At 37.6% G+C, this 22523-nt stretch carries 18 protein-coding genes; 12 read left to right on the forward strand and 6 right to left on the reverse strand.

Annotation, left to right across the window (positions count from 1 at the left end; translation table 11 throughout):
- Window positions 1–971, forward strand: a 971-nt coding sequence (locus PHV30_02615; GenBank protein MDD5455909.1) for an MFS transporter, incomplete at its 5' end; no start/stop codon positions are given.
- On the opposite strand, the gene PHV30_02620 is transcribed toward PHV30_02615, so the two are convergent.
- The 3 genes from PHV30_02620 to PHV30_02630 form a co-directional block, all read right to left on the reverse strand.
- Window positions 972–2789: a KUP/HAK/KT family potassium transporter gene (locus PHV30_02620; protein MDD5455910.1), complete on the reverse strand. Its 1818-nt coding sequence runs from the start codon at window positions 2787–2789 to the stop codon at window positions 972–974.
- A gap of 7 nt (window positions 2790–2796) precedes the next feature.
- Complete coding sequence (gene gpmI / locus PHV30_02625) at window positions 2797–4371, reverse strand: 2,3-bisphosphoglycerate-independent phosphoglycerate mutase (GenBank protein ID MDD5455911.1); 1575 nt, start codon at window positions 4369–4371, stop codon at window positions 2797–2799.
- Window positions 4372–4547: 176 nt separating this feature from the next.
- Entirely contained in the window at window positions 4548–5039 is a 492-nt protein-coding gene (locus tag PHV30_02630; protein MDD5455912.1) for a YajQ family cyclic di-GMP-binding protein, read from the reverse strand.
- 86 nt (window positions 5040–5125) lie between these two features.
- Between PHV30_02630 and PHV30_02635 the strand changes: the two genes are divergently transcribed.
- The 7 genes from PHV30_02635 to PHV30_02665 all read left to right on the forward strand — a co-directional run bounded on the left by PHV30_02635 (window position 5126) and on the right by PHV30_02665 (window position 13235).
- Complete coding sequence (locus PHV30_02635; protein ID MDD5455913.1) at window positions 5126–6559, forward strand: hypothetical protein; 1434 nt, start codon at window positions 5126–5128, stop codon at window positions 6557–6559.
- A 24-nt stretch (window positions 6560–6583) separates the two neighbouring features.
- A complete protein-coding gene (locus PHV30_02640) occupies window positions 6584–8161 on the forward strand; it encodes a hypothetical protein (protein ID MDD5455914.1) in 1578 nt (525 codons plus the stop codon).
- 1 nt (window position 8162) lies between these two features.
- Complete coding sequence (locus tag PHV30_02645) at window positions 8163–9281, forward strand: BtpA/SgcQ family protein (protein MDD5455915.1); 1119 nt, start codon at window positions 8163–8165, stop codon at window positions 9279–9281.
- A gap of 1 nt (window position 9282) precedes the next feature.
- The gene (locus PHV30_02650) at window positions 9283–10125 is read left to right on the forward strand and encodes a hypothetical protein (protein MDD5455916.1); all 843 of its coding nucleotides are present in this window, start codon (window positions 9283–9285) and stop codon (window positions 10123–10125) included.
- Entirely contained in the window at window positions 10118–10942 is an 825-nt protein-coding gene (locus PHV30_02655) for a hypothetical protein (protein MDD5455917.1), read from the forward strand. Before PHV30_02650 ends, PHV30_02655 begins: the two co-directional genes overlap by 8 nt.
- Window positions 10943–11025: 83 nt before the next feature.
- A complete protein-coding gene (locus PHV30_02660) occupies window positions 11026–11967 on the forward strand; it encodes a GTP cyclohydrolase II (protein ID MDD5455918.1) in 942 nt (313 codons plus the stop codon).
- 5 nt (window positions 11968–11972) lie between these two features.
- Window positions 11973–13235, forward strand: coding sequence for an HD domain-containing protein (locus PHV30_02665; protein MDD5455919.1), 1263 nt, complete (start codon window positions 11973–11975; stop codon window positions 13233–13235).
- A 508-nt stretch (window positions 13236–13743) separates the two neighbouring features.
- Here the strand turns inward: PHV30_02665 and PHV30_02670 are convergent.
- The 3 genes from PHV30_02670 to PHV30_02680 all read right to left on the reverse strand — a co-directional run bounded on the left by PHV30_02670 (window position 13744) and on the right by PHV30_02680 (window position 18546).
- Window positions 13744–16089, reverse strand: coding sequence for an ATP-binding protein (locus tag PHV30_02670; GenBank protein ID MDD5455920.1), 2346 nt, complete (start codon window positions 16087–16089; stop codon window positions 13744–13746).
- A gap of 25 nt (window positions 16090–16114) precedes the next feature.
- The gene (locus PHV30_02675) at window positions 16115–17188 is read right to left on the reverse strand and encodes a class I SAM-dependent methyltransferase (protein ID MDD5455921.1); all 1074 of its coding nucleotides are present in this window, start codon (window positions 17186–17188) and stop codon (window positions 16115–16117) included.
- Window positions 17189–17262: 74 nt separating this feature from the next.
- Window positions 17263–18546, reverse strand: coding sequence for a response regulator (locus PHV30_02680; GenBank protein ID MDD5455922.1), 1284 nt, complete (start codon window positions 18544–18546; stop codon window positions 17263–17265).
- A gap of 78 nt (window positions 18547–18624) precedes the next feature.
- On the opposite strand from PHV30_02680, the gene PHV30_02685 reads away from it, so the two are divergent.
- The 4 genes from PHV30_02685 to PHV30_02700 are packed head-to-tail and all read left to right on the forward strand — an operon-like array spanning window position 18625 to window position 22520.
- Window positions 18625–19950: a phenylacetate--CoA ligase gene (locus PHV30_02685; protein MDD5455923.1), complete on the forward strand. Its 1326-nt coding sequence runs from the start codon at window positions 18625–18627 to the stop codon at window positions 19948–19950.
- The gene (locus tag PHV30_02690) at window positions 19947–20351 is read left to right on the forward strand and encodes an ACT domain-containing protein (protein ID MDD5455924.1); all 405 of its coding nucleotides are present in this window, start codon (window positions 19947–19949) and stop codon (window positions 20349–20351) included. The genes PHV30_02685 and PHV30_02690 overlap by 4 nt, the downstream gene beginning before the upstream one ends.
- Window positions 20352–20358: 7 nt before the next feature.
- A complete protein-coding gene (locus PHV30_02695; GenBank protein ID MDD5455925.1) occupies window positions 20359–21954 on the forward strand; it encodes a thiamine pyrophosphate-dependent enzyme in 1596 nt (531 codons plus the stop codon).
- On the forward strand, window positions 21951–22520 hold the full coding sequence (locus PHV30_02700) for an indolepyruvate oxidoreductase subunit beta (GenBank protein MDD5455926.1): 570 nt from the start codon (window positions 21951–21953) through the stop codon (window positions 22518–22520). The genes PHV30_02695 and PHV30_02700 overlap by 4 nt, the downstream gene beginning before the upstream one ends.
- Window positions 22521–22523 lie beyond the last annotated feature (3 nt).

The raw sequence follows: 22523 nt of genomic DNA on the forward strand, positions 1-22523 counted from the left end.
AACCTTTTGATCTCTGGGGTTTCATTTTTCTTTCCATTTTTCTGATATCTTTCCTGCTCGGCGTTTCCAAAGGGGAACAGGAAGGGTGGACCTCCACGTATATTGTAACCTGTGCCATACTATCAGTAGTAAGTTTCATCCTTTTTTTATGGGTAGAAAGTCTGGTAGAAAATAAAGTTTTTGATCTGGACCTGTTTCGCTATCGCAATTTCTCCATTTGCATGGTTATTTCGGCTATTCGATCTGTAGTATTGTTCGGAGGCATTTTTTTGCTGCCGTTATTTCTGCAACAATTGATGGGCCTGGATGAAATCCAGAGCGGATTAATATTGCTTCCGGGGTCGTTGGTAGTAGCCATGATGCTACCCATAGTCGGCAGACTGAGCGACAAATCCAGTCCCAAACTAATGTCCATATTCGGGCTGATCTGTCTGGTAATCTTTATGTATATGTACCGCAATATCAACGTCAGTATGAGCGCCTGGGACATTATATTACCCACACTTGTAAGAGGGGTCGGGATGAGCTTTTTAATGGCACCGATTATGGTTCTGGCTGTGAATTCAGTACCCAAGAATAAAACCAGTATGGCCTCAGCTATGCTAAATATCATACAACAAATCGGGGGTGCAGTAGGTATAGCAGCTCTTTCTACTATATTGAATAATCGACTGGCCTTTCACTTGAATGTTATTGGTAATGATATGAATCTGAATTCTCCGGCATTGACCGGTGCTATGAAAAACATAGCTGCACATGTTCATTCGTTAGGATACAACCAGTATCAGTCCATGTTAGCCTCAAAAACAATTTTTTCAAAACATATTTATCAATCAGCGGCTGTTTCCGGATTTCAGGATACTTTTTTTATTACAACCTTTGTTATAGCTATTTGTATACTTCCTGCGTTCCTGCTGCCAAACAGAACAGTACAAATTCATAAAAAACCCGAACACACTGTAATGGAATAATTACATAACCACACGGTTTATTACACCGTGAGACTTATCAGCAGGCAATGAATAAAACTCATCAAAAGTAGGTACTATGCGTTTTACCAGCGCGAACAGTTTCCAGATAAGGTTTTGTGTTACTATATGTTCAAGACCATAAAAAATAACCTTTTCATATATACCTGCGCTTTTTAAAACTTTTTCTATATCAATAATTTCCATATAGCCGGCCTGAACCTCAAAGACTCTAAGCCCGTCAGCCATTTTGTCCTGAAATGTTCCCTTGAGCCCGTTGGGTTGGTCCATCTTGGTTATCGATACAAAAATGTTGTCCTCATATATAATATTATTTATGAACATTGTATTGATAATATAAGGCGAAATTCTTCTCTGATTCATGGAAAAGAAAAGAGCAGTACCCTTGATTTTGTGTGACTTCTTATATAATTCTTCATATTTAAGTAAAAACTGAGATATTTTCATAGGATGCATATTTTTATATAATTGTCGCTGACCCCGGGTATATAAAAGTATTAATAAAAACGGTAACGATGCTATAACCAGCGACCAGAAACCGCCATGTGGTAATTTATATAAGTTGGCAACAAGATATAAAATGTCTACGAAAAATATCAAAGCTGATAATACCGTTTTTAAATAATTATTTCGGCGCCAGAATATCCAGGTCATCATAAAACCGGTAAAGGTCATTGTTCCGGTAACTGCCAAACCGTAGGCTCCAGCAAGATATTTTGACTCCTTAAATAATAATATAGCGAATACAACCGCTATAAATAAAAACCAGTTTACAAATCCTATATAGACCTGCGAACGCAGTTCCGTTGATGTATAGTCTATTTTAAACATAGGTATAATCCTGGTCATAATGCCTTGATAAACAATGGAAAACATTCCGCTGATCATAGCCTGAGAAGCTATGATTGTAGCTATAATGCTTAAAAGTAAAAAAGGTACATACAAAACAGGAATAAAGAACAGAACCATATCAAACAAGATATTATGAGCGCCAGTATTATGCAAAAGAAACGCTCCCTGTCCCATATAACTGGTTATAAGCACAACGAAAACTATGCTCCAGGCTTTAAGAATTGGTTTTCTGCCCAGATGTCCCATATCGGCGTAGAGAGCTTCACCGCCGGTTGCACAAAGAATTACCTCTGACAAAACAATAAAACTTGTAAGACCATTATGAAACAAAAAATTAAAAGCATAATAAGGGTTAATGGCTTTTAAAACAGAATAATCTATTAAAATACCGGTAAGGCCAATCAAAAATAATGATATGAACCAGACGACCATTACCGGTCCGAAATATTTGGCTACATGACTTGTACCTCTTTTCTGAAATGTAAAAAGCCCGAAAGTGATAAAAATAGCTATAAGCATAATTATCCATTGCCCGGTATTTTCAAGCCCGGGTATGAGTAAAATTCCCTCAACCGCGCTCAAAATACTTATAGCCGGAGTTATTACACCGTCTCCTATTAGTAATGAAATTCCCAAAAAGGTGATGAAGGTTACAAAGGCAATGTTTCTGCCTGATTTTAGCAAAGGTACAAGTATTTCACGTAATACAATTGTACCGCCTTCCCCTTTGTGGCCCAGACTCATAGCCAGCCAGGAATATTCGATTGTAACCAGTGTTATCATTGTCCAAACTATCAGTGACAAAACACCGTTGATGTTATAAGCGGTTGGTTTTAGCGTTAAAAAAATTACTGTTATGGTATATATAGGGCTGGTACCGATATCACCGAAAACTATCCCAAGTGATTTAACTGCTTCTTTAGCTTCCTTAATAAACCTGTATCGCATACACCTTCTAGTTTAACGGTTTAATTAAAGATTTACCAGTCATTTCAGGTGGTTGAGGTAAATCCAGCAACTGCAGAATTGTAGGAGAAATATCCGCAAGTATTCCGTCTTCCAACCGGATCCTGCCTTTTTGTAATTCGGTTCTTTTGCTTACCAGAATAATCGGCACCGGGCCGGTTGTATGAGCAGTCATCGGTTTTCCATCCGGTCCGGTCATTTGTTCGGCATTGCCATGGTCGGCTGTAACCAGCACAATTCCGTCATGTTCCAGAATTTTGGGAATTATCAGGCTCATATTATAATCAACTGTTTCCACGGCTTTAATGGCAGCTTTCATAAAACCGGTATGACCGACCATGTCACAATTGGCGAAATTCAGAATAATCAGGTCATACTTGCCGCTCTCTATGGCTTCTAACAATTTTTCAGTAACCTCATTCGCAGACATTTCCGGTTTCAAATCATAAGTAGCCACTTCCTTGGGTGAGGGTATAAGTATTCGGTCCTCATTGGGAAATGCCGCTTCTACTCCGCCATTAAAGAAAAAAGTTACATGAGCATATTTTTCTGTTTCAGCAATCCTCAGCTGGTTTAATCCGGCCCTGGAAACAACTTCTCCCAAAATATTGTTCAAAGATTGAGGCCCAAAGGCTACATGGGCAAAATCAAATTTAAGGTCATACTGGGTCATAGTGGTATAAAATATATTATTTAAAACCTTTTTGCGTTGAAAACCGGCAAAATCCTCCACATTTATTGCTTCGGACATTTCCCGGGCACGGTCTGCGCGATAATTAAAGAATATAACTGCGTCATTATCTTTGATTATTCCGTTCTTGTTGATAATAACAGGATTAATAAATTCATCGGTTTTCTGGTCCTTATAAGAATCTTCAACTGCCTGCAAAGGATCAACTGCAACCGGCGCGTCTCCAGCCACCAGCATATTATATGATTTTTCCACTCTGTCCCAGCGTTTATCACGGTCCATAGAGTAATACCTGCCGGAAACAGTCGCAACTTCACCTATACCGATCTCTTTCATCTTTTCCATTACCTGTTTCAGATAGCTTAATCCGCTGTCAGGCGGTGTATCACGACCATCCATAAATGCGTGAACGTAAACATTTCCCAACTTTTTCTTTTTGGCCAGTTCCAGAATTGCATATAAATGGTCCAGACTACTGTGAACTTTACCGTCGGAAATCAGCCCCATCACATGTAAAGATGAATTATTTACCTGGCAGTGGTCCATTGCTGCTGTTATAGCCTCATTGGAAAAAAAACTGCCGTTTTCAACGGATTCATCTATACGAACAATATCCTGATAAACAATACGTCCGGCACCTATATTCAGATGCCCTACTTCAGAGTTGCCCATTATACCTTTGGGCAGTCCCACGCTGCGGCTGGATGCTGTAAGTTGGGCATGAGGATAATTTTGAAATAATGAGTAAAGGGTAGGGGCAAAAGCAGTAGCAATGGCATTACCTTCCTTTTCTTTGCGTAATCCCATCCCGTCATTGATCATGAGCAGTACAGGTCTTTTATCGTCTGATATTATTTTGTTTTTTATCGGCATTCTCTAACTCCTCCATCTTTTTATATCACGTCTATTTTAACCGAAAATCATTAGGGCTACTATGAATAATTTCAACCCTAAGCTCCAGTTAAAACAAACAATTTCAGCTAAGTCAAAATATTATCGAAAATAATAATAAAAAATTGCGCAAAATATTCAACCATTTTTCCTGGTACTTATCTGAAGTTTTTAAATTGCAGTACAATGCCAAGGTCTTTATTTTTCAAAAGCCCCATGGTTTCTTGCAGCGTATCGATTTTAGGTGACGATACCCTGACTTTGTCATCCATGATCTGAGTATTTACCTTAAGTTTTGATTCTTTAATAAAAGTTGTGATTTCCTTGGCTTTTTCCTTGCTCAGCCCTTGCTTGATAAGCACTTCCTGCTTAACATTGCCGCCAAGCGCGTGTTCTTCTTTTTGATAATCCAGAAATCTTAAACTGATATTACGCCTGGTAAGTTTGTTTTCCAGGATATCTTTTACATTCTTCAGCTTCATATCATCATCTGCCAGAAGTTCTATCTTTTTGTCTGCCCTGACGACCTTGCTGATACTGCCCTTAAAATCAAACCTGGTGGAAATTTCTTTCATGGCCATATTAACAGCATTATCAATTTCACTTAAATCTGCGCAAGATTCTATATCAAAGGTATGATTGTCTGCCATGTGAAAAATTATACCACAAACAAATTCTTTTAAAAATTAGTTAATTTCCCGAGTAATTTTTTTCGATATATTACTGAAGAAAAATTATGGTCAAACAAAAAATCATAGCCCAGCAGCATGGTCCCAATCCCTTTTTCAGGATGGAATATTTATCCAATTCCCTGATGTATGAGCTGCATAACTCTATTATTGTTCCGCTTGACTTACAGTCTTTAAATACCATACAAAGAATAGCGTTTGCCATCGAAAAAGAAATAAACAAGGACCCTGACAGAGAAATTGTAGAAATTTTGAAAAAGGTCAAATCCCCCTGTGTTACAGAGCTGCTTCAGGACTTATCAAAAAAACCTGTAGTTAATCTCAGACATAACCTTGCCTTCAAGGCGTTGGTCCTTGTGGTCAGAAACTGGCCGAAAAAAAATTATCACGTACATATCAGTGATCTTATTGACGGAGAGTTTGTTATGAAACAAACAGGCGCAAGGCCAGTGTTAAAATACAATTACCGTACCTCCAGGCTGCATAATAATGACGACTGGATACAAAATACAGATCAATTTATTGCTGCCTATAAGTATGTTTTAAAGCAGATGCAGGAAGACAATAACCTGTGGGCACAAAGTCGTATAAATCCATACAAAAAATTTAACGGCAAAAGTCATAAATCTCGTCTGATAAATATGCATCCTTTTTTGCATAAACTGCAGTTAACAGCTCAGGACTTTTCAGAACATCAATACAATGAAACCGGCCTGAAACCTGAATATAAATTCCTGGCCAGTTTGAATCGCCGCAAATATGCCCGCGAAAACCCGCAGCATTTTCTGGATATTATTGATCAGCTGGTAGATATAAAACAAAAACATAAAGGTTCTCAGCTTGATGATTATCTATATGGAATTGATATCTGCGGCGGAGAAATTATGGACTGGGAGTGGCAAAATAATCAAAGAACAGAATATGGCTGGAAGCTTTTTGAAGCTTTGAACCGGGCAGCAGATAGCGGCCTGCAGATTGTTACTCATCTTGGCGACATGAAAAATTATAATGAAAAATATCTGCAGGACTTTATAACAAATCCCGAACGGATCATTATCTCCATGCTGGATTACTTTAAGTCATACATTGAAAACCTTAACTGTTTGACCAGAATAGCTCATGCCACGGTTTTGCATGACCGATTTGGAGTTAAGGATTATATAAAAGAACGGCAAAAAGCTATCCTTAAAATTATCAAAGACAAAGGAATAATCCTGGAAAGATGTTACTACGATGACATCAGGACATTAAAAGATCTGCAGTTTAAAACCCCTGTATACAACTGGAAAAAACAAAGCATCAATTTTGTACTTGGAATAGATGGCTTTATCCATGATACCAAAGGGCATTACGATTTTAAGACTGCTCCGGATTATGACGCAATTTCCCTGTCGCAATGGCTGATACTGCTGATGCTTGCAGCTCCCAAAAATGAAGGCTGGACAGTAAATTATGTTAGATCGAAAACTTCGATGAAATAAAATGAATTGGAAAACGATGAATTTATGAGTATACCTATGTACAAACTAATTGCCCAAAAATTACCAGACACTTCAATTTTAGATACCGAAAGTATCATCCAGGCCATTGCTCAACGCGATAACCGGCAAAATAGTATCAGTCAGATAAGAGAAATAGTACAAAAAGCATGTAGAATGATTGCTCCCAAGGTAAAAGATATTAGGGTAAAACACCGTGGTAATCTTAAGGATTTTACAGTATTACAGACAGGTCTTGGACCTTTAAATACTTTGTACGGTGACTTCTGGTATTATACTTTTAAAATCAATGACAATTGGGGCAGGTATAATGTTCTGGTAAAAGCTAATCATTTGAATGATGATAATATGCCGGTATTAAATTATGCTAAAACTCTATTGAGGATTATTCCGGGCTCCAGGACCACTCAGCTTTACCAAAGCTTTCTGCAGGAACACCCTTTTTATTTGATGGAAGCCATGGCCCGTATTAAAAACCATGGTGAAGGGATACTAATCCATATACCGGCTCATGATGGCCTGGGATTGAAAGAAACTTTGAAGCTACCGGCTCTTACCCTGCAAGCTGACCTGGGAGTTAGTACACGCCAAGCAATGCGACTTTTATATCCCAATTTGAATGATAACAGAACATATAGCGGAGTGTCTGCCATACTGAATTTTTTCGGAATAAAATCCGGCTCCAGCCTGCAGCTGATATCAAGCAATATACATAAAGAACAGGAACTTATAGATAATGGTTATAAAGTAGAAAGGCTAAGTGACGGATTAAACGGACATACTGAAAATCTAAATGTAGACGTTATTAAACAACAAATCAAACAGCGTATTGGACTGTCGGACGAACAAATAGATGAAAGGGTGGAAGAGGCGAAAATCATGATGCGTCAGGAAGGTGAATTAATCTCAGTAATTCATCACGATAAACAAGTGGAACAACTGGTAACCAGAACTGCACTGGGTAAAATCCAAACCCCTTTTGGGGAATTCTGGCAATTTACTTTCATGGTTAATGATTTATGGCAGGATTATAGTGTTCTGGTAAAAACAAAAGATAATCAGTTATCGGGAAAATTAAAACCTGTCTTTTATAACCCCGTGGAAATTATGCTGCGTATAGATTCCGGATGTAAATCAGGCCAACTTTTTCACGACCTGCACTGCGACTGCGGTCAACAACTGCAAAAATCAATGGAAACAATCGCCACCCACGGTGAAGGTGTAATTATCCATATCCCCAATCAGGATGGCAGAGGAGTAGGCGAAAAATATAAATTAGCCTCCTTGTTTCTTGAAGATAATCTACATATTAATAATCTGGAAGCCACATCATTATTGAACCCGCCCAGCCTTGATGCCAGAACGTACGGCGGGGTTTCGGCGATTTTGAAATTCCTAGGTATAATGCCGGGAATAAAACTAAAATCCTTATCAAATAATCCTTTAAAAAAAGATAGTCTGCAAAAAAATGGTTTTATTGTGCAGACTGAACATATAGAAATAGAAGCCAATCGCTTTACCTTGGCAAATTTAACAGCGAAAAAAGAGATATTAGGCCATCAAATAAATCCAAAAGGAGATTAAAATGCATAAAAAAACCATAGCGATAAATCAGGTGCCAATACCAGAAGGAGGAAATTTCAGGCACGATACACCGACACAAATAATAGGTATGTTGAATATGCCCACGAACATCATTTTTCAAGGCCAACCGGACTGGTTAAATCATCTGGGCATTCCAGGTATGACTGCTAATGACTGGAAAACAGTTCAAAATATCCGCTCAATCTATAATGAATTATTAAATGAAAAATCTCCGTCAGATGTGGATTTCCAGACTTTTGATCAGGATTTTAACGGTATTCTGGCTTTCAAAAAGCTGGAGAGACTGGAATACAGGATACAAAAACTTAGTTTTTACAAATGGCTGGAAGACAGAATGCTGATGGAAGCCGCAGCCTACTTAAAGCATGGCGTCAACATCATGCAATTTGAAAACATCGCGGCGCCATATCAATTCAGAAATAATGTGCTGATTGAAGATAGATTGCTGATGCATACTTTAATAAACTCCTATCGAAAAGAATATCCCGCGGTACCGACCGGAATACAAATACTTTGTTTTGCGGAAAACATTGCTCTGGAATTGGCTATACGCCACAAACTGTTTTATGTTCGCGGCGAATCTTTACTATTCACCGGGCACAGACCGGAAGGTGATACGCCGAATAGCGGAAATCAGGCAAAATTTTATTACATACGCAACCTGTTCAACGGACTTCAGGAAAAACCCAATATTTATCCGAAACTGTATGTAGACTTGTTAAAAAAACATACTTCCTTCCCTCAGGAATTACAGGATTTACAGCTGTGGCTGGACCAGGTGGAATTTACCAAACTGGAAGGTATTATCATCACCGGCTCGGAAACAGGACAGCCGGTTAATGAAAAAGATCTGGAGCAGGCCAGAAAACATCTGAACAAAGTTTATGAGAAAACCAATCAGCGCGTGCCGGGCAAAGGCATCAGCGTTCCCTTAATAACAGGCTCTGGTGCTAATAATGATAACATAGCCATGTATACAAAATTCGCCAACGCCATTATTGTCGGTTCCTATCATAAACAGTTCGGTTATTGGGAATTTGCCATAGATGAAAACCGTCTGGCCAAATTTATGAATGCTTTCCGCCAGTCATTAAAATAATATGTATACTAAAACCATTGCCTTGAATAGTAACTTTCCTGAATTCAAGGTCACGGGTTCAAACTATCTGAATAGCAAAACCATGATCAAGACGGCGCTGGTCAGCTGGCCGCTGGTCAGTTCGGCACTGCAACTTGGTACAATAGGCTGTTTTCAGTCTCATTTTTTTGAAACCCCCGGCCTGAACGGCTTTATTCAGGAATTGGGAGCTCATTCAGCTATTTTAAGTGTTCTGGCAGTGCAGGGCATAGGTTCATTTTTGATTGCAGATAAGTACGCGCAGACATTAAACAATAACGATGAAAATATCAGCTTGAGCAAAGGCCGAATCGCCTATAACACCGTTAAAGGGACCCTGGCTTTCTGGAATATTCTGTTTTTACCACCGTTAATAAATATGATCCCTTATATAAAGGATGTAATAGCCTGCATACCTACCTTTATGAAATTCAATTTTTATTACTTTTTATACGCTCCGGTCTGGGGCTTAATCTGTGTAGCTTTAGAAAAAGCCTGTAAAACTACTGCTCAGCCTTTTCTGGCACGATGGGAAAAAAACACCAGGGACATTCTCTTATTTAATAACAGTTTTTTAAAACTGCCTTCGCAGTTGCTAAAGTTAATCCGGGCTAATAAACATTCTTCTGCAGAACAAATCAGTACCGGTATAACAAAAAAAATAGTAAGTGATATGGCGAAAGATGTTTTTGTTACCTTTACCTACGCCAATATTTTGCTGTCAATGCTCTGGGAATATGGCGCGATATGGCTGATACCAATTATTGTCTGTTTTTTGAATACTGCTCTCGGTGTGGCCAGTAACAGAGAAAAATCAAATGAATAAAAAAATTATAGCTTTCAGCTCTGTATGGTGGTCTGGGAAAAACTATATCGGCATTTCCGCGATCAGCATAAATGATGTTGATAGTTGTGTTCGAACAATTCAGAAGCATACACAATCAACTCAATATCTATATGACAGATATGTTGTCCTGGCAGGTCTGGCGGTTTATAAGTCAGCGGAGAACAAACCTCTGCTAACCGGTAGTAATATGCCTAAACTTTCCAGATATTCCAATTTTATAGAGGCTGAAAACGTTTTAACAACTTTAAAAAGGGGTGGGGTATTAACCGCAGTACATTTCAGTGGGAAGCAAGGATATAAGGAAGCTTTTAAATATTTAGAACCTTTTTCAGAACTTATAAATGCCATACAGATTAACGATATGCCTGAAGATTCAGATATTTTATCCTTAGCGGCAAAAAATTTCCCTCGGGCAATGTGTATTTACGCTATTAATAACGGTATGTTATCAAAAGACAATATTTTTCAGATTATCAGTCATAAAGAAATGTTGATAGACGGTTTGTTGCTTGATGCCAGTGGTGGCAAAGGTACATCTTTACACTCAAATACCGCTGAACTCATAAAAAGTATCCAAAAATTTTATCCGAACTTACATCTGGTGATTGCCGGCGGACTGGGTGGGAATAATATCTGCAATATTCTCCAACAATTTAATTCTTTGCAGAATGGTCTTCATGTCAGCACCGACGCTGAAAGCCTGCTTAGAAAAGTTAATCCCCAAACAAATCAGGAAGAAATAGATCAGGAATTACTTGGCAGTTATTTGAATGAAGCTCGCAGAGCTCTGGTTTAATAATATTTCCTAGAACCTGCTATTTGTTGAGAAAAAATCTAATTAGATTCGATAATTTATATAGGTTATAAAAGGGGAAATCTGTGATTAAAAATAAAATACTGGCAATAACTGATAATACGACCGGTAATATCAAAAAATTATTGAGCAGCCTAAAAGATATTACTGCGCAGCAAAATAGTATAAAGAAAGAATTACTCGTACTACGGCACCATCATTACAAAGCAAATCACGGATCATCGATCTTGTTTCCAATACTAATGTCACCGGTTTCCACACTGGATACCAAATACGGTCCCTTTTTCTGGAGAACTTTTCTGGATCCCATTACCAATGACGAATTCATGGCTGTGTATCTGGGAAAAAACCTGGATGCGGTAGGCAGATTTATTAAAGGAGAAAATATTCCTGTCCGCCCCCATAGCGCCTGTCTGACAGGTGACGTTTTTCACTCGCTTTGGTGTGAGTGCGGCCCTCAGAAAGATGAAGCTCTGGAAATAATTGTGCGAGAACATCAGGGAGTACTTATCTATCTACCTCAGGAAGGACGCGGAATAGGGCTGTATAAAAAAGGGATAGCCTACTGGCTTCAGCGAAACAGAGGGTTAGACACTATCGAAGCTGATAGACGACTTGGATTTTCCAAAGATTTAAGGCATTATGAAGTAGCCGCCCAAATACTATATAAACTGGGAATAAAAAACATCCGGATCATTTCCAACAGCGCTGATAAAGCCCGCAAACTGGCTAAATATGGAATTTCCGTTACCGATCATATACCGCTGGTAAGTGAATTAGGGCCCGGTAACTTCCAATATTTACTGGCCAGGGCTTTGAAATCCGATTATTTGATATTTAAAAATCTGCGCAGGTTCCAAATCGCCCATATTCAAAATGAAGTTATCAAAAATTTAAACGATTTCCAAAGGAAACTGATAATAGATTTATTAGGCGAAAATAATATAGGAGACAATATAGATCCCAAACTTATTGAAGTTTTCAAAACGGAAAAACTTATGGAATGATGGTTATGCTTAGGAAAATAATTGCCTGTGATGAAAATATATTAGCATTGCCCTATGACAAACCTCTTTCCCCATATGCATTTGACAGCGCTGGCGCCTACCGACTGCTGCAGGAACCTTCTTTTGTGAACAATTCTCTGGAACGAGTGCGACCAGGCCTGTATCCGTCGCTGGGAGATCCTTTTATGGACGATCTGTTTAGAATACGCCTCAGTTCCTCATATATCAAATTGCGTGGAAAAAGCATGTCTCTAAGCGCTCTCGCTGATATTCCCAAAGATTACATTTCTTATCGCTCCGATCATGTATCGGACGCGGCCCTTATCGGCAGGATAATCGGCACCCATCTAAAATTAAATATAGCGCTTATCGAAGCTATTATTGCCGGCCATGATATAGGGCATACACCATTTGGACATGGAGGCGAAAGGGCAATCCAAAAAATTCTTGATGAGTTTGAGGTATATGATTCAACTTTACGCGAAAAAAGAATAAAATTCTTCAATCATCCGGCCCAAAGCGTAAGAATTCTGAACGAACTTAAAAACAAAAATGAGGGAATAAATCCGACATTTCAGACCCTGGACGGCATAATGTGCCACAATAAAAAAAATTTTCAACAGATAATGACCTATAAAAAAGATAAAACTATGGGGGAATTTCTGGCTCAATACAAAAATTCGCTTTATATCAAAGGGGTATTAGACAATCCGGAACCTATGACCCTGGAAGGTGTTGTAGCCAAGGTAGCTGATTTGATTTCCTATATAGGTAAAGATATTATTGATGCTATACGTATAAACAGGATAACCAGACAAGATATCAAAGAAGAAACCATACGTTATCTTATAAAATTAAGGAAAAACGAAAAAATTGAAGAGATCCCGCTGGACCTGATCAATTCCAGGATTATTCAGAATGTCCTGACTGATGTTATCAAGAACAGTAAGGGTAAGGACCATCTGGAGTTCAGTCCTGAAATTTATAACGCGTTGAAAGTAACCAGAGAGTTTATTTTGAGCTTTGATCCGGACATGGAATCGGGACTGCAACGTAAAATTGATAATATAATACGAACATTGTTTATTAAGTATACTGATGATCTGAAAAACAATAATACCGAATCAACGATATTTACCAAATTTTTAAAGTACAAGTCCATCCCATATCAAAAATTCACTGATCCGGGGAGGATGGCTATAGACCACATTGCCGGAATGACTAATGATTACCTGTTAAAGGAATTTGAAGAGTACACATTACCTTAATTTAACATAATGTATATTATGCGACGTTTCATAAATATCAATAACCAAGCCTAATAAACGATAAATAGGGCTACAGCGCCTATTCTGACTGAAACGTCCTCCTATATTACGATTTGTTCTATTAATACATGATTTAGTATTATTGGTTTGCCTTGAATTGAAATTTAAGCCATACAAGTTAGCCCCTGTTCAGTTTGTGGATATCTTTCTTTTTTGTGTATATGTGGATTAATTAGTCTGAATCCGATAATTCCGCCTCTTCTCAGGCCTTCGGCCAGCTCTTCTCCGCCAGCGGAGAAAAGCCTCAAGTAGACTATTACGTAGTCTAATACGAAACTTAATGTAATATATAAAGAAAGAATTAATGGAATTTTCTTTCAGGCTGTGTGAAGTGCTTCTGTTGTTTTCGGACAGCCTGAGAGATGCCACGCTTGCCCTGAGCCTAGTCGAAAGGAAGTGACAGAGGGAGGCGGCGAATAAAAGGATTATTTGGTCGAATTCAGATTAATTAGTCATAACAAGGCAAATATACTGTAAATGTCGTGCCTTTGCCTTCGATGCTTGTAACTTGAATACCACCGCCTGCTTCATCAATAATCTTCTTTACGATGGCCAGACCCAGTCCTGTTCCCTGCAGATTCTTGCGGTTGGTATAAAACGGCTTAAATATCTTTTGCAGACCATCTGATGAGATTCCTATCCCTGAATCAATAATTTCCAACCTTAGCATCTGATTTTTACTGGGTTCATCATATTCTTCAGACAGATTAACCCTGATTTCACGTAATCCATCGCCGGCAGCTTCCTTTTCCAGAATTGCTTTAATAGCATTATCAAATAAATTGCCGAATATCTTCAGAATTTGATGCTCAAACATTACAACTTTTTTAGAAGAATCCAAATGACTTATAATTATAATTTGCTGTTCAGCGCATTCGCCGGTATATGCATCGATCTTTTTTTGTAGTATACCTTTAACCTCAATTTTCTCTGTAGGCACTTCTTTGGAAACCTTGGAATATTCCAGGAAATCATTGGCGATGTCTCTTAAACGACTATTAATATTATGTATCTCCCCCAGAGTGTCCTTAATTTCCAGGTTGTTGGACAATAAAAATTTAAGATAATCAAGCAATTTATTTCTTTCATCACCGTCAGGAAGCGTATTTTTTAATCTTTGGAACACTTCCACCAGCACTTTCTCATTATTATCTATATGACCCTGTTCCAACAAATAAACAATCAGACGGTTCATAGAGCTTAAAGGATTACGCATATCATGCGCAACCTCTCCTGCTAGCTGCCCCATAGCCGACATTTGCTCTTCCTCAATAAGTTTTTCTTGAATGCTTTTTAATTCATGTAAAGCTCTTTCCAGAAGAATATTTTTATCCTCAAGCTCTTTACGATGATGCTCATTTACCTCTTTTTCAGCTTTTATCAGCATCTTATCTTCGATTTCGAATATTTTGGACATAACCAGCGCGCCCTGATGAACGATGTTGGATAATAGATTTATGTCCTTTTCGTTGAACTTGTCCCCACTCTTTTTTTCTCCTACAGAAATTATTCCTGAAACATTATTGTCATATACGCTGGCAACCAGTAATTTTGAATGAATATTTTCCATTAACTCGATCGATTCTCTTGTTTCCTCAGTTTTCTTTTCCGCACTTTCTTCCTTTAAATCATCATAAGAAAGAGTATTTTTGTAACCTTTAATAAGGCTTTGAATAATATAATGATCCGGTTTGATATGGACAATGTTTTTTACATATATTCTGTCAATTTTTTTATGCAAAACAATATCCATATTATTGGCGGTCAGATAAATAAAACTCGTTTTGGGTTTATTCAACATGAATATTCCGAAAGATTCTGTTTTTAATATACGCTCAATATCTTCATGAAATCTTTTTATCAAGACCTTGATATCTGTAATCTCCTGCATTTTCTTATTCATTTCGGCTAATACTTCACTATAGTTATAATCCGCTTTATAAAATATTTTATCAGTGGTTTTTATAAGTATTTTTTTTATAAAATCGGAAAAAAGAATAAAAATTGTCCATAAAAATGCACCAATAATAAATTTATATGTGCCAAAAAAATGCTGAAATTTATCCGTTAAAAAATTTATCAATATGAAATATGGTGAAATGATTAATAAAAAAAGCATAAGAAAATATGTGCCTCGTTTTATAATAAGTTCAGTGTCCATGAATTTATGACGGATTATGGCGTATGTAAGGAACGCAACCCAGATAGTGGAAACAAGTGGAGGATATTTGGTTAAAGTAGAGTCTTTCAGGATAACAGGGAAAATAACTGTAGCGATCATGGAAAATATAGCAAATATTAGTGAACCGATAATGATATAAACAACTTTTTTCCTGTCTTCCTTAGATCTTCTTATAATTTCAAAATTGATTATAATCCCGGCCCAGATCAATACGCCCCAGTATAACCTGTAAAGCGGCACTAAAACTGAGCCGGGATTAAATATAACGGGGTTATAACTGATTATATCCTTGACCAGTAGATTCCACGGTAAAACTATTAATATTAACTGCGGTAATGCCAGTAAAAAAAGCGTCCATAAAGCCTGCTTTTTGTTCTTATTCAAAAGCAATAAAGACATGGCAACATAAATAGGAGGTATAAAACCCGCTACATAAGTCAGCTGTAACCATAAAATATCTCTCAGGGTAAAAAAGAAAAACCAGGTCATGCACCAAATAGCGGAAAATATCGCAATAAAAGCTACGAGGATATTCAGAGGGAAATCCTTTGACTTATTTAATATTGTCAGGGAAAAAAATATATTCAAAACAGCTGCGACAATGTATGACATTATTATTTATACAAATTTAGCATATCTACTTTTTTGAAAGAACCATTATATGATACCCGTCGTGTTTTATATTATCAAATTTAATTATGAAATCGTTTTTAATATTATCAGGTATCCAGCTAAGCATCTCTTCCCTGGAACGATGGTAAAAAACCCATTCACCAAGCATTTCATAATAGGTCTTATGGAAAACATTTTCATTATCATTTGCATTGATTAAAATAACTGAACCTCTTTTATTTAAAAGTTGAATAAAATTCTTTATCATGTTCTTACTGAAATTGTCCTTCAAATAATCAAAAAAACCAAAAGAATATATTAAATCAAAATCCCGCAATTCAGGGTCAATCTTATTTAGTATAATATGTTTCAGGTCATAATTTAACAAGGTTACTTTAATGTTTTTTTTCTTGGAATTTTCTATTTTGGCAATCTCTTTTTTAATATAATCCAGTGCTTTATTTTCAAAATCTATCAAATAGAACTGACATGAGATTTTTAATCCTTCTTTTACCAATTCTGTAATTTCATTGGCAGGACCACAAACAAAACTTGCGACCTTGAGCGTACCCTTTTTTTTCAAAGCCATGCTCTTTATCTTTTCTTTAAGATATTGTTTTCTCTCCAGATTGGATTGAATTATCGGCAAATGATATACATATTTATGTATGATGTTGGCAAAACTGCTATTACTTATTTCCTGATCGCACAGATCGTAAATCATATTTGTTAAAAGGTAATCACCAGGATATCCTAATGGTTTTTCCAACATATGTTTATTTATCGGAGAACAAATAAAATACTTAACAATCTTGTCCTGTAGATATTTCTTGTTGTGTTCATAGATGTCGTTGTCAGTATTTTTTTTTGATAAAATATACAATTTTTTACTATATGAATCTATATTTTCAAATACTTTATGAGCCTTTAGTGCTGTAAGTTTTTTATTAATTTTCAGTTGTGGATTTTGTTTATCAAACGCATCACAGGATTTTTTTGTTTGCTTTAAATATTTATCCAGACTGTCAACCGTATCCTTAAATTCTTTGATATATTTTATTCCATCAGTTGGTATATTAGATTTCTTCACAGGTTGCATATTATTCCTTCGCGGGTAGTTTTTATATATTCTACCCCCCTTTTCGGTATCATTATAGTATCATATAAGCTTCTTTAATTCAAAGAGACCAGTGTTTCCGACTGCGGCAACCAGATGTGATAGGACACACCCTCTCCTACTTTGTTAACAAGAACGACCTCTCCTTTGAGCAGGTCAACAATCCCGTTCCTAATCATCCAGGTACCCAGCCCTGTGCCTTCTTTTTTCCCATAAGAAATATAAGCCTCAAACATCTTATCCTCTACTTCTTTAGGTATACCCGGTCCATTATCGCTTAGCACCAGAACTATGTCCTCATTATTTCTATTATCAAATTTGGCCCGATCTCCGTATTGGGTTATGTACTGATCATATCTAAAAACTTCGATATTAACCTTCCCTTTGCCCGAACCGTACCCATAAAACGCTTCTTTGGCATTTTTAATTATGTTTAATAAAACCTGACAACACAAAATATTTTTATCGGTTTTAATATCACCGTCATATTTATAATCTGTAAGAATTTCCAATTTATCTTCAAATTGTACGCGTACCATATTTAAAAATTCTTCGAAAAGTTTTTTAATATTATATACGGACAAGTTCAGACGGATATTCTCACCTTTTGCGTAATTAAACAAAATCTGCTGATTGGCGGCATAAAAATCCACGGAATTTTTGAGATTCATTATTAATTCGTTGACCTTGTCGGTCTGCTGCATTTCACCCAGTGTAATAATCAGGTCGGGAATCATAAGAATTGGAGTAAACATATTTTTCAAATCATGCATAAGACCGGCCATCATTTTATTACGCACAGTAACAGTCCGCGATTTTTCCAGTTCGATTATGCGCTTATATGTGTCAACCGCGTTTGCGAGTGTATCGCGGATCATATTCATTTCATTTTCATGATTTTTTACAATATAGCCGTGTGGCCGGTATTTTTTATAGATCTCAAAACCATCACCATAAGTGCTCTGATAGCCGGTAATAAATATAATAGGTATATTGGGGTTTTTTTCCTTCAACTGTTTAAATACTTCAAATCCATCCATGTCCGGCAGACGTATATCCAGCAGAATAGTAAAAATATGTTCCTGCTCCTGCTCATATGTTTCAATTGCCTTACGTCCACGGTCACAAAGAACAAGCTTATAGTCAGAACTAAGTATCTTCTGTATTGAAAGAAGCTGGGAATTGTCGTCATCAACCACCATAATAGTATCTCTGGGGATATTGTGAATTTGTTCCACTGCAGAAGAAGGCACAGTTTCCTGTTGCAGCAACTCATCAATCTTGTCTGCATACTGCGAACTTTTTTGTTTTACTATATCATCTAAAGAAGTATTTTCCATGAAGAACTTTTTCCTCGAGAACTATTCATGTTATACTATATCCAAATAATCTTTTTTATTCAATAATATTAAAAAATTATGGCTAAAAAATCATCACAATTCTGGGAAAAAGAAATTGAAACAATGAGTCGTTCCGACTTAAAGAAACATCAACTTTCCAGATTAAACACAACAGTCAGACAGGCAAAAAAATCTCATTTCTATAAAGATATTTTAAAAAAAAGTAAAATATCTTCTCTGAAATCCCTGAAAGATATTGAGCGGTTCCCTTTTACCGGCAAAGAAGATATGCGCAAACATTTCCCTTATGGATTTCTTGCTGTTCCCCTGCAAAAGTGCGTCAGGCTGCATTCTTCTTCAGGCACCACAGGTAATCCGACTGTAGTTTTTCATAGTAAAAAAGATATAGATAAATGGGCCAACCTGGTAGCCAGGTGCATGTATATGTCCGGTGTAAGACCGGGTGATGTTTTTCAGAATACAATGGGACATGGTTTGTTTACCGGAGGATTGGGATTTCATTATGGCGCGGAAAAGCTGGGCGCTCTAACTATTCCTGTAGGGCCGGGCAATAGCAAAAGACAAATATGGTTTATGAAAACCTTTAATACTGTTTGCATACACATTTTACCAAGTTATGCGCTGCGTCTTTCTTCATCTTTTGCGGAGGAAAAAATTAATCCTAAAAAAGATTTAGCCGTAAAAATTGCCTTCGTTGGCGCTGAACCGCATTCCGAGGCGCTACGCCAGCAAATTCAGGATTTATGGGGTATTAAAGCCTATAATTCTTACGGCCTTTCAGAAATGTGCGGGCCCGGTGTAGCTTTTGAATGTAAAGAACAACAACATATGCACATCTGGGAAGACAGTTTCTATCCGGAAATAATCGATCCGGAAACCGGCAAAGTTCTGAAGGATGGAGAAGAAGGAGAACTTGTGCTGACAACGTTAGACAGAGAAGCTATGCCGCTTATTCGCTACAGGACCAGAGATTTAACCAGAATCATTGCCGAACCATGTGCCTGCGGACGTACGCACCGCAGGATTGAAAGGATCAAAGGCCGTTCCGATGATATGATGATCATTAACGGCGTAAATCTTTTCCCCATTCAGATCGAACGTACAATCATGAAATTTCCCGGCATCGGTAATAATTACAAAATTGAAATTCATAAAGAAAAATTCATGGACAGGATCCATGTTTTTATTGAGGTGCACGAATCAATTTTTAAGGGTTCTTTATACGAACTGGAAGATCTTAGGAACAATATCCATGACGCCTTGCATACCGAATGCGGTGTCACACCCAAGGTAAAACTGGTTGAACCCGGCAGTATCCCTGCTTCAGAAGGTAAAGCTCAAAGAGTATTTGATCTCAGAAGCTCAGGAAAGGATGAATCATGAAACATCATTTAATGGTTTTTGTAGAAAATAAACCGGGCAAACTGGAAAAGGTTACTCAGATTTTAGCTGACAACAATATTAACATAAAATTTATTTCCGTATCCAGTCTGGGCGAATTCGGTATTATAAAAATTATTGTGGATGATACGGACAAAGGTCTAAAAGTCTTAAAAAAAGAAAACTTTACCGTATCCAAACGTAATATTCTGGTAAGTGTTTTGCAAGACAAGCCTGGGGAACTGCATAAATTACTGAAATTCTTGTCTGCCCGCAACATTAATCTGGATGATTGCTATGGCTACCCTCTGCAGCAAAAAGACAAAATAGCCATGGTCATTGAGTCTGACAAATATCCTGAAATCAAGAACATACTAGCCGATCACGGTTACGAAATTTTATAAACATTATATGACTACTAAACAATTACTTTCAGGCAATGAAGCAATAGCTCGTGGCGCTTATGAAGCCGGAGCGACCGTGGGAACCGGCTATCCTGGTACACCTTCCACAGAAATTCTGGAAAACTTTGTCCGTTATCCGGATGTTTATTGTGAATGGTCTGTGAATGAAAAAGTAGCACTGGAAGTGGCCATCGGCGCCTCACTTGCTGGAGCAAGAACACTGGTTACCATGAAACATGTTGGGGTAAATGTGGCGGCCGATCCGCTTTTTACTCTTTCCTATATCGGAATTAAAGGCGGACTGGTAATAGTATCCGCCGATGATCCGGACATGCATTCATCGCAAAATGAACAGGATAACAGACATTATGCTCTTGCCGCTAAAATTCCCATGCTTGAACCGGCAGATTCCCAGGAAGCCAAGGAATTTACTAAACTGGCATTCAAGCTCAGTGAAAAATATGATACCCCTGTTTTCATCAGATCAGTAACACGCCTGGCACATACAAACAGCATAGTAAGCCATAGTAAGCCCACAAACAGGCCACTACCGCAGGGATTCGAAAGAAATATAAAAAAATATGTAATGATCCCGGCGTTTGCCAGATTGCGGCATCTGGAAGTGGAAAAAAGACTAGCTTTGATCGCAAAAGAAAGTAACGAACTAAGTATTAATCAAACAGAAATAAATGATAAGAAAACCGGATTCATCACCTCTGGCGTGAATTACCATTATTTAAAGGAAATCTATCCTGAAGCTACCATTCTGAAACTGGGTATGATTTACCCCCTGCCCGTTGAAAAAATTAAAAAATTCTGCAAGATTATGAAGAGAGTTATAATCGTTGAAGACCTTGATCCGTTTCTGGAAACGCTCATTAAAGCTATGGGAATAACTAATGTGCAAGGGAAGAAATTATTTCCGCTTACCGGTGAATTAAATCCGGACATTATAAGAGGATCTTTATCAACAAATAAATCGTCACCTGTCTCCATTAATATTGATATCCCTAACCGTCCACCCGCTCTTTGCCCCGGATGCCCGCATCGTCAGGTATTTAATGTTCTGAAAAAATTAAAACTTACCGTATCAGGTGATATCGGCTGCTACACACTAGGAGTATTGCCACCGTTTAGTGCCATGGATACATGTATAGATATGGGAGCCAGTATCGGAGTGGCCCAGGGCATAGAAATAGCCAGCAACCGCAAGAAAAAAAATACCGTGGTTGCAGTACTCGGCGATTCTACCTTTGCTCATTCCGGTATAACCGGTCTGCTAAACGCCGCTTATAATGGAAGGCACTCGCTGATAATAGTTCTGGATAACGGCACTACTGCCATGACAGGCATGCAACCCAACCCTTCCTCGGGGGAAACAATCAGCGGCAACCCCACTATTCAGATTGACTATCATAAACTTGGGGAATCAATGGGACTGGACCAGGACAACATCCGCGAGGTAAATGCTTATAAAGAAGATGAAATTGAGAAAAATATAACCAAATTGCTGACTTCTGAAAAATTGTCACTACTGGTGATAAAAGGTTTATGCGTAATTTTTAAAACAAGGAGGATAAAACAACTGAAAAAAGGTAAATGAATAAACCCGTAAATTTATTAATGGTCGGAGTTGGCGGTCAGGGAATAATCCTGGCCAGTGACATTATCGCGCTGGCGGCAATTAAGGCCGGATATGACGCCAAAAAAAATGAAATACATGGAATGAGCCAGAGAGGCGGCTCGGTTTTCAGCCATATCCGCTATGGTGAGAAGATATATTCACCTGTTATACCGGAAGGCCAAACTGATATTCTTGTTTCGCTGGAAGAAATGGAAACTCTGCGCTGGCTTAAATATACCAATAAAAAAACCAAAATTATTTACTTCAAGAATGAAATTTTACCCGCTAATGTTCAGGAATATCCAAAAGGAATTGAACAAGCAATTAATAAAAGTTTTCCGAATGTCTATATTATAAAACCTGAAGAACTAAAAGAAAAAATTAGCAGCCCTAAATACCTTAATACTGTTCTTTGCGGTTTTCTTTCCAATTTTCTAAACCTATCTAAAGGCCAGTGGATAGCAGCTATTAAAGACAAAGTCCCCAAAGAAACCTATGAACTAAACCTTCAGGCTTTTGAAACAGGAACAAAACTGAAAACATAACCT

The organism is Candidatus Margulisiibacteriota bacterium (genome assembly GCA_028715625.1).
Taxonomy (GTDB): domain Bacteria; phylum Margulisbacteria; class Riflemargulisbacteria; order GWF2-35-9; family GWF2-35-9; genus JAQURL01.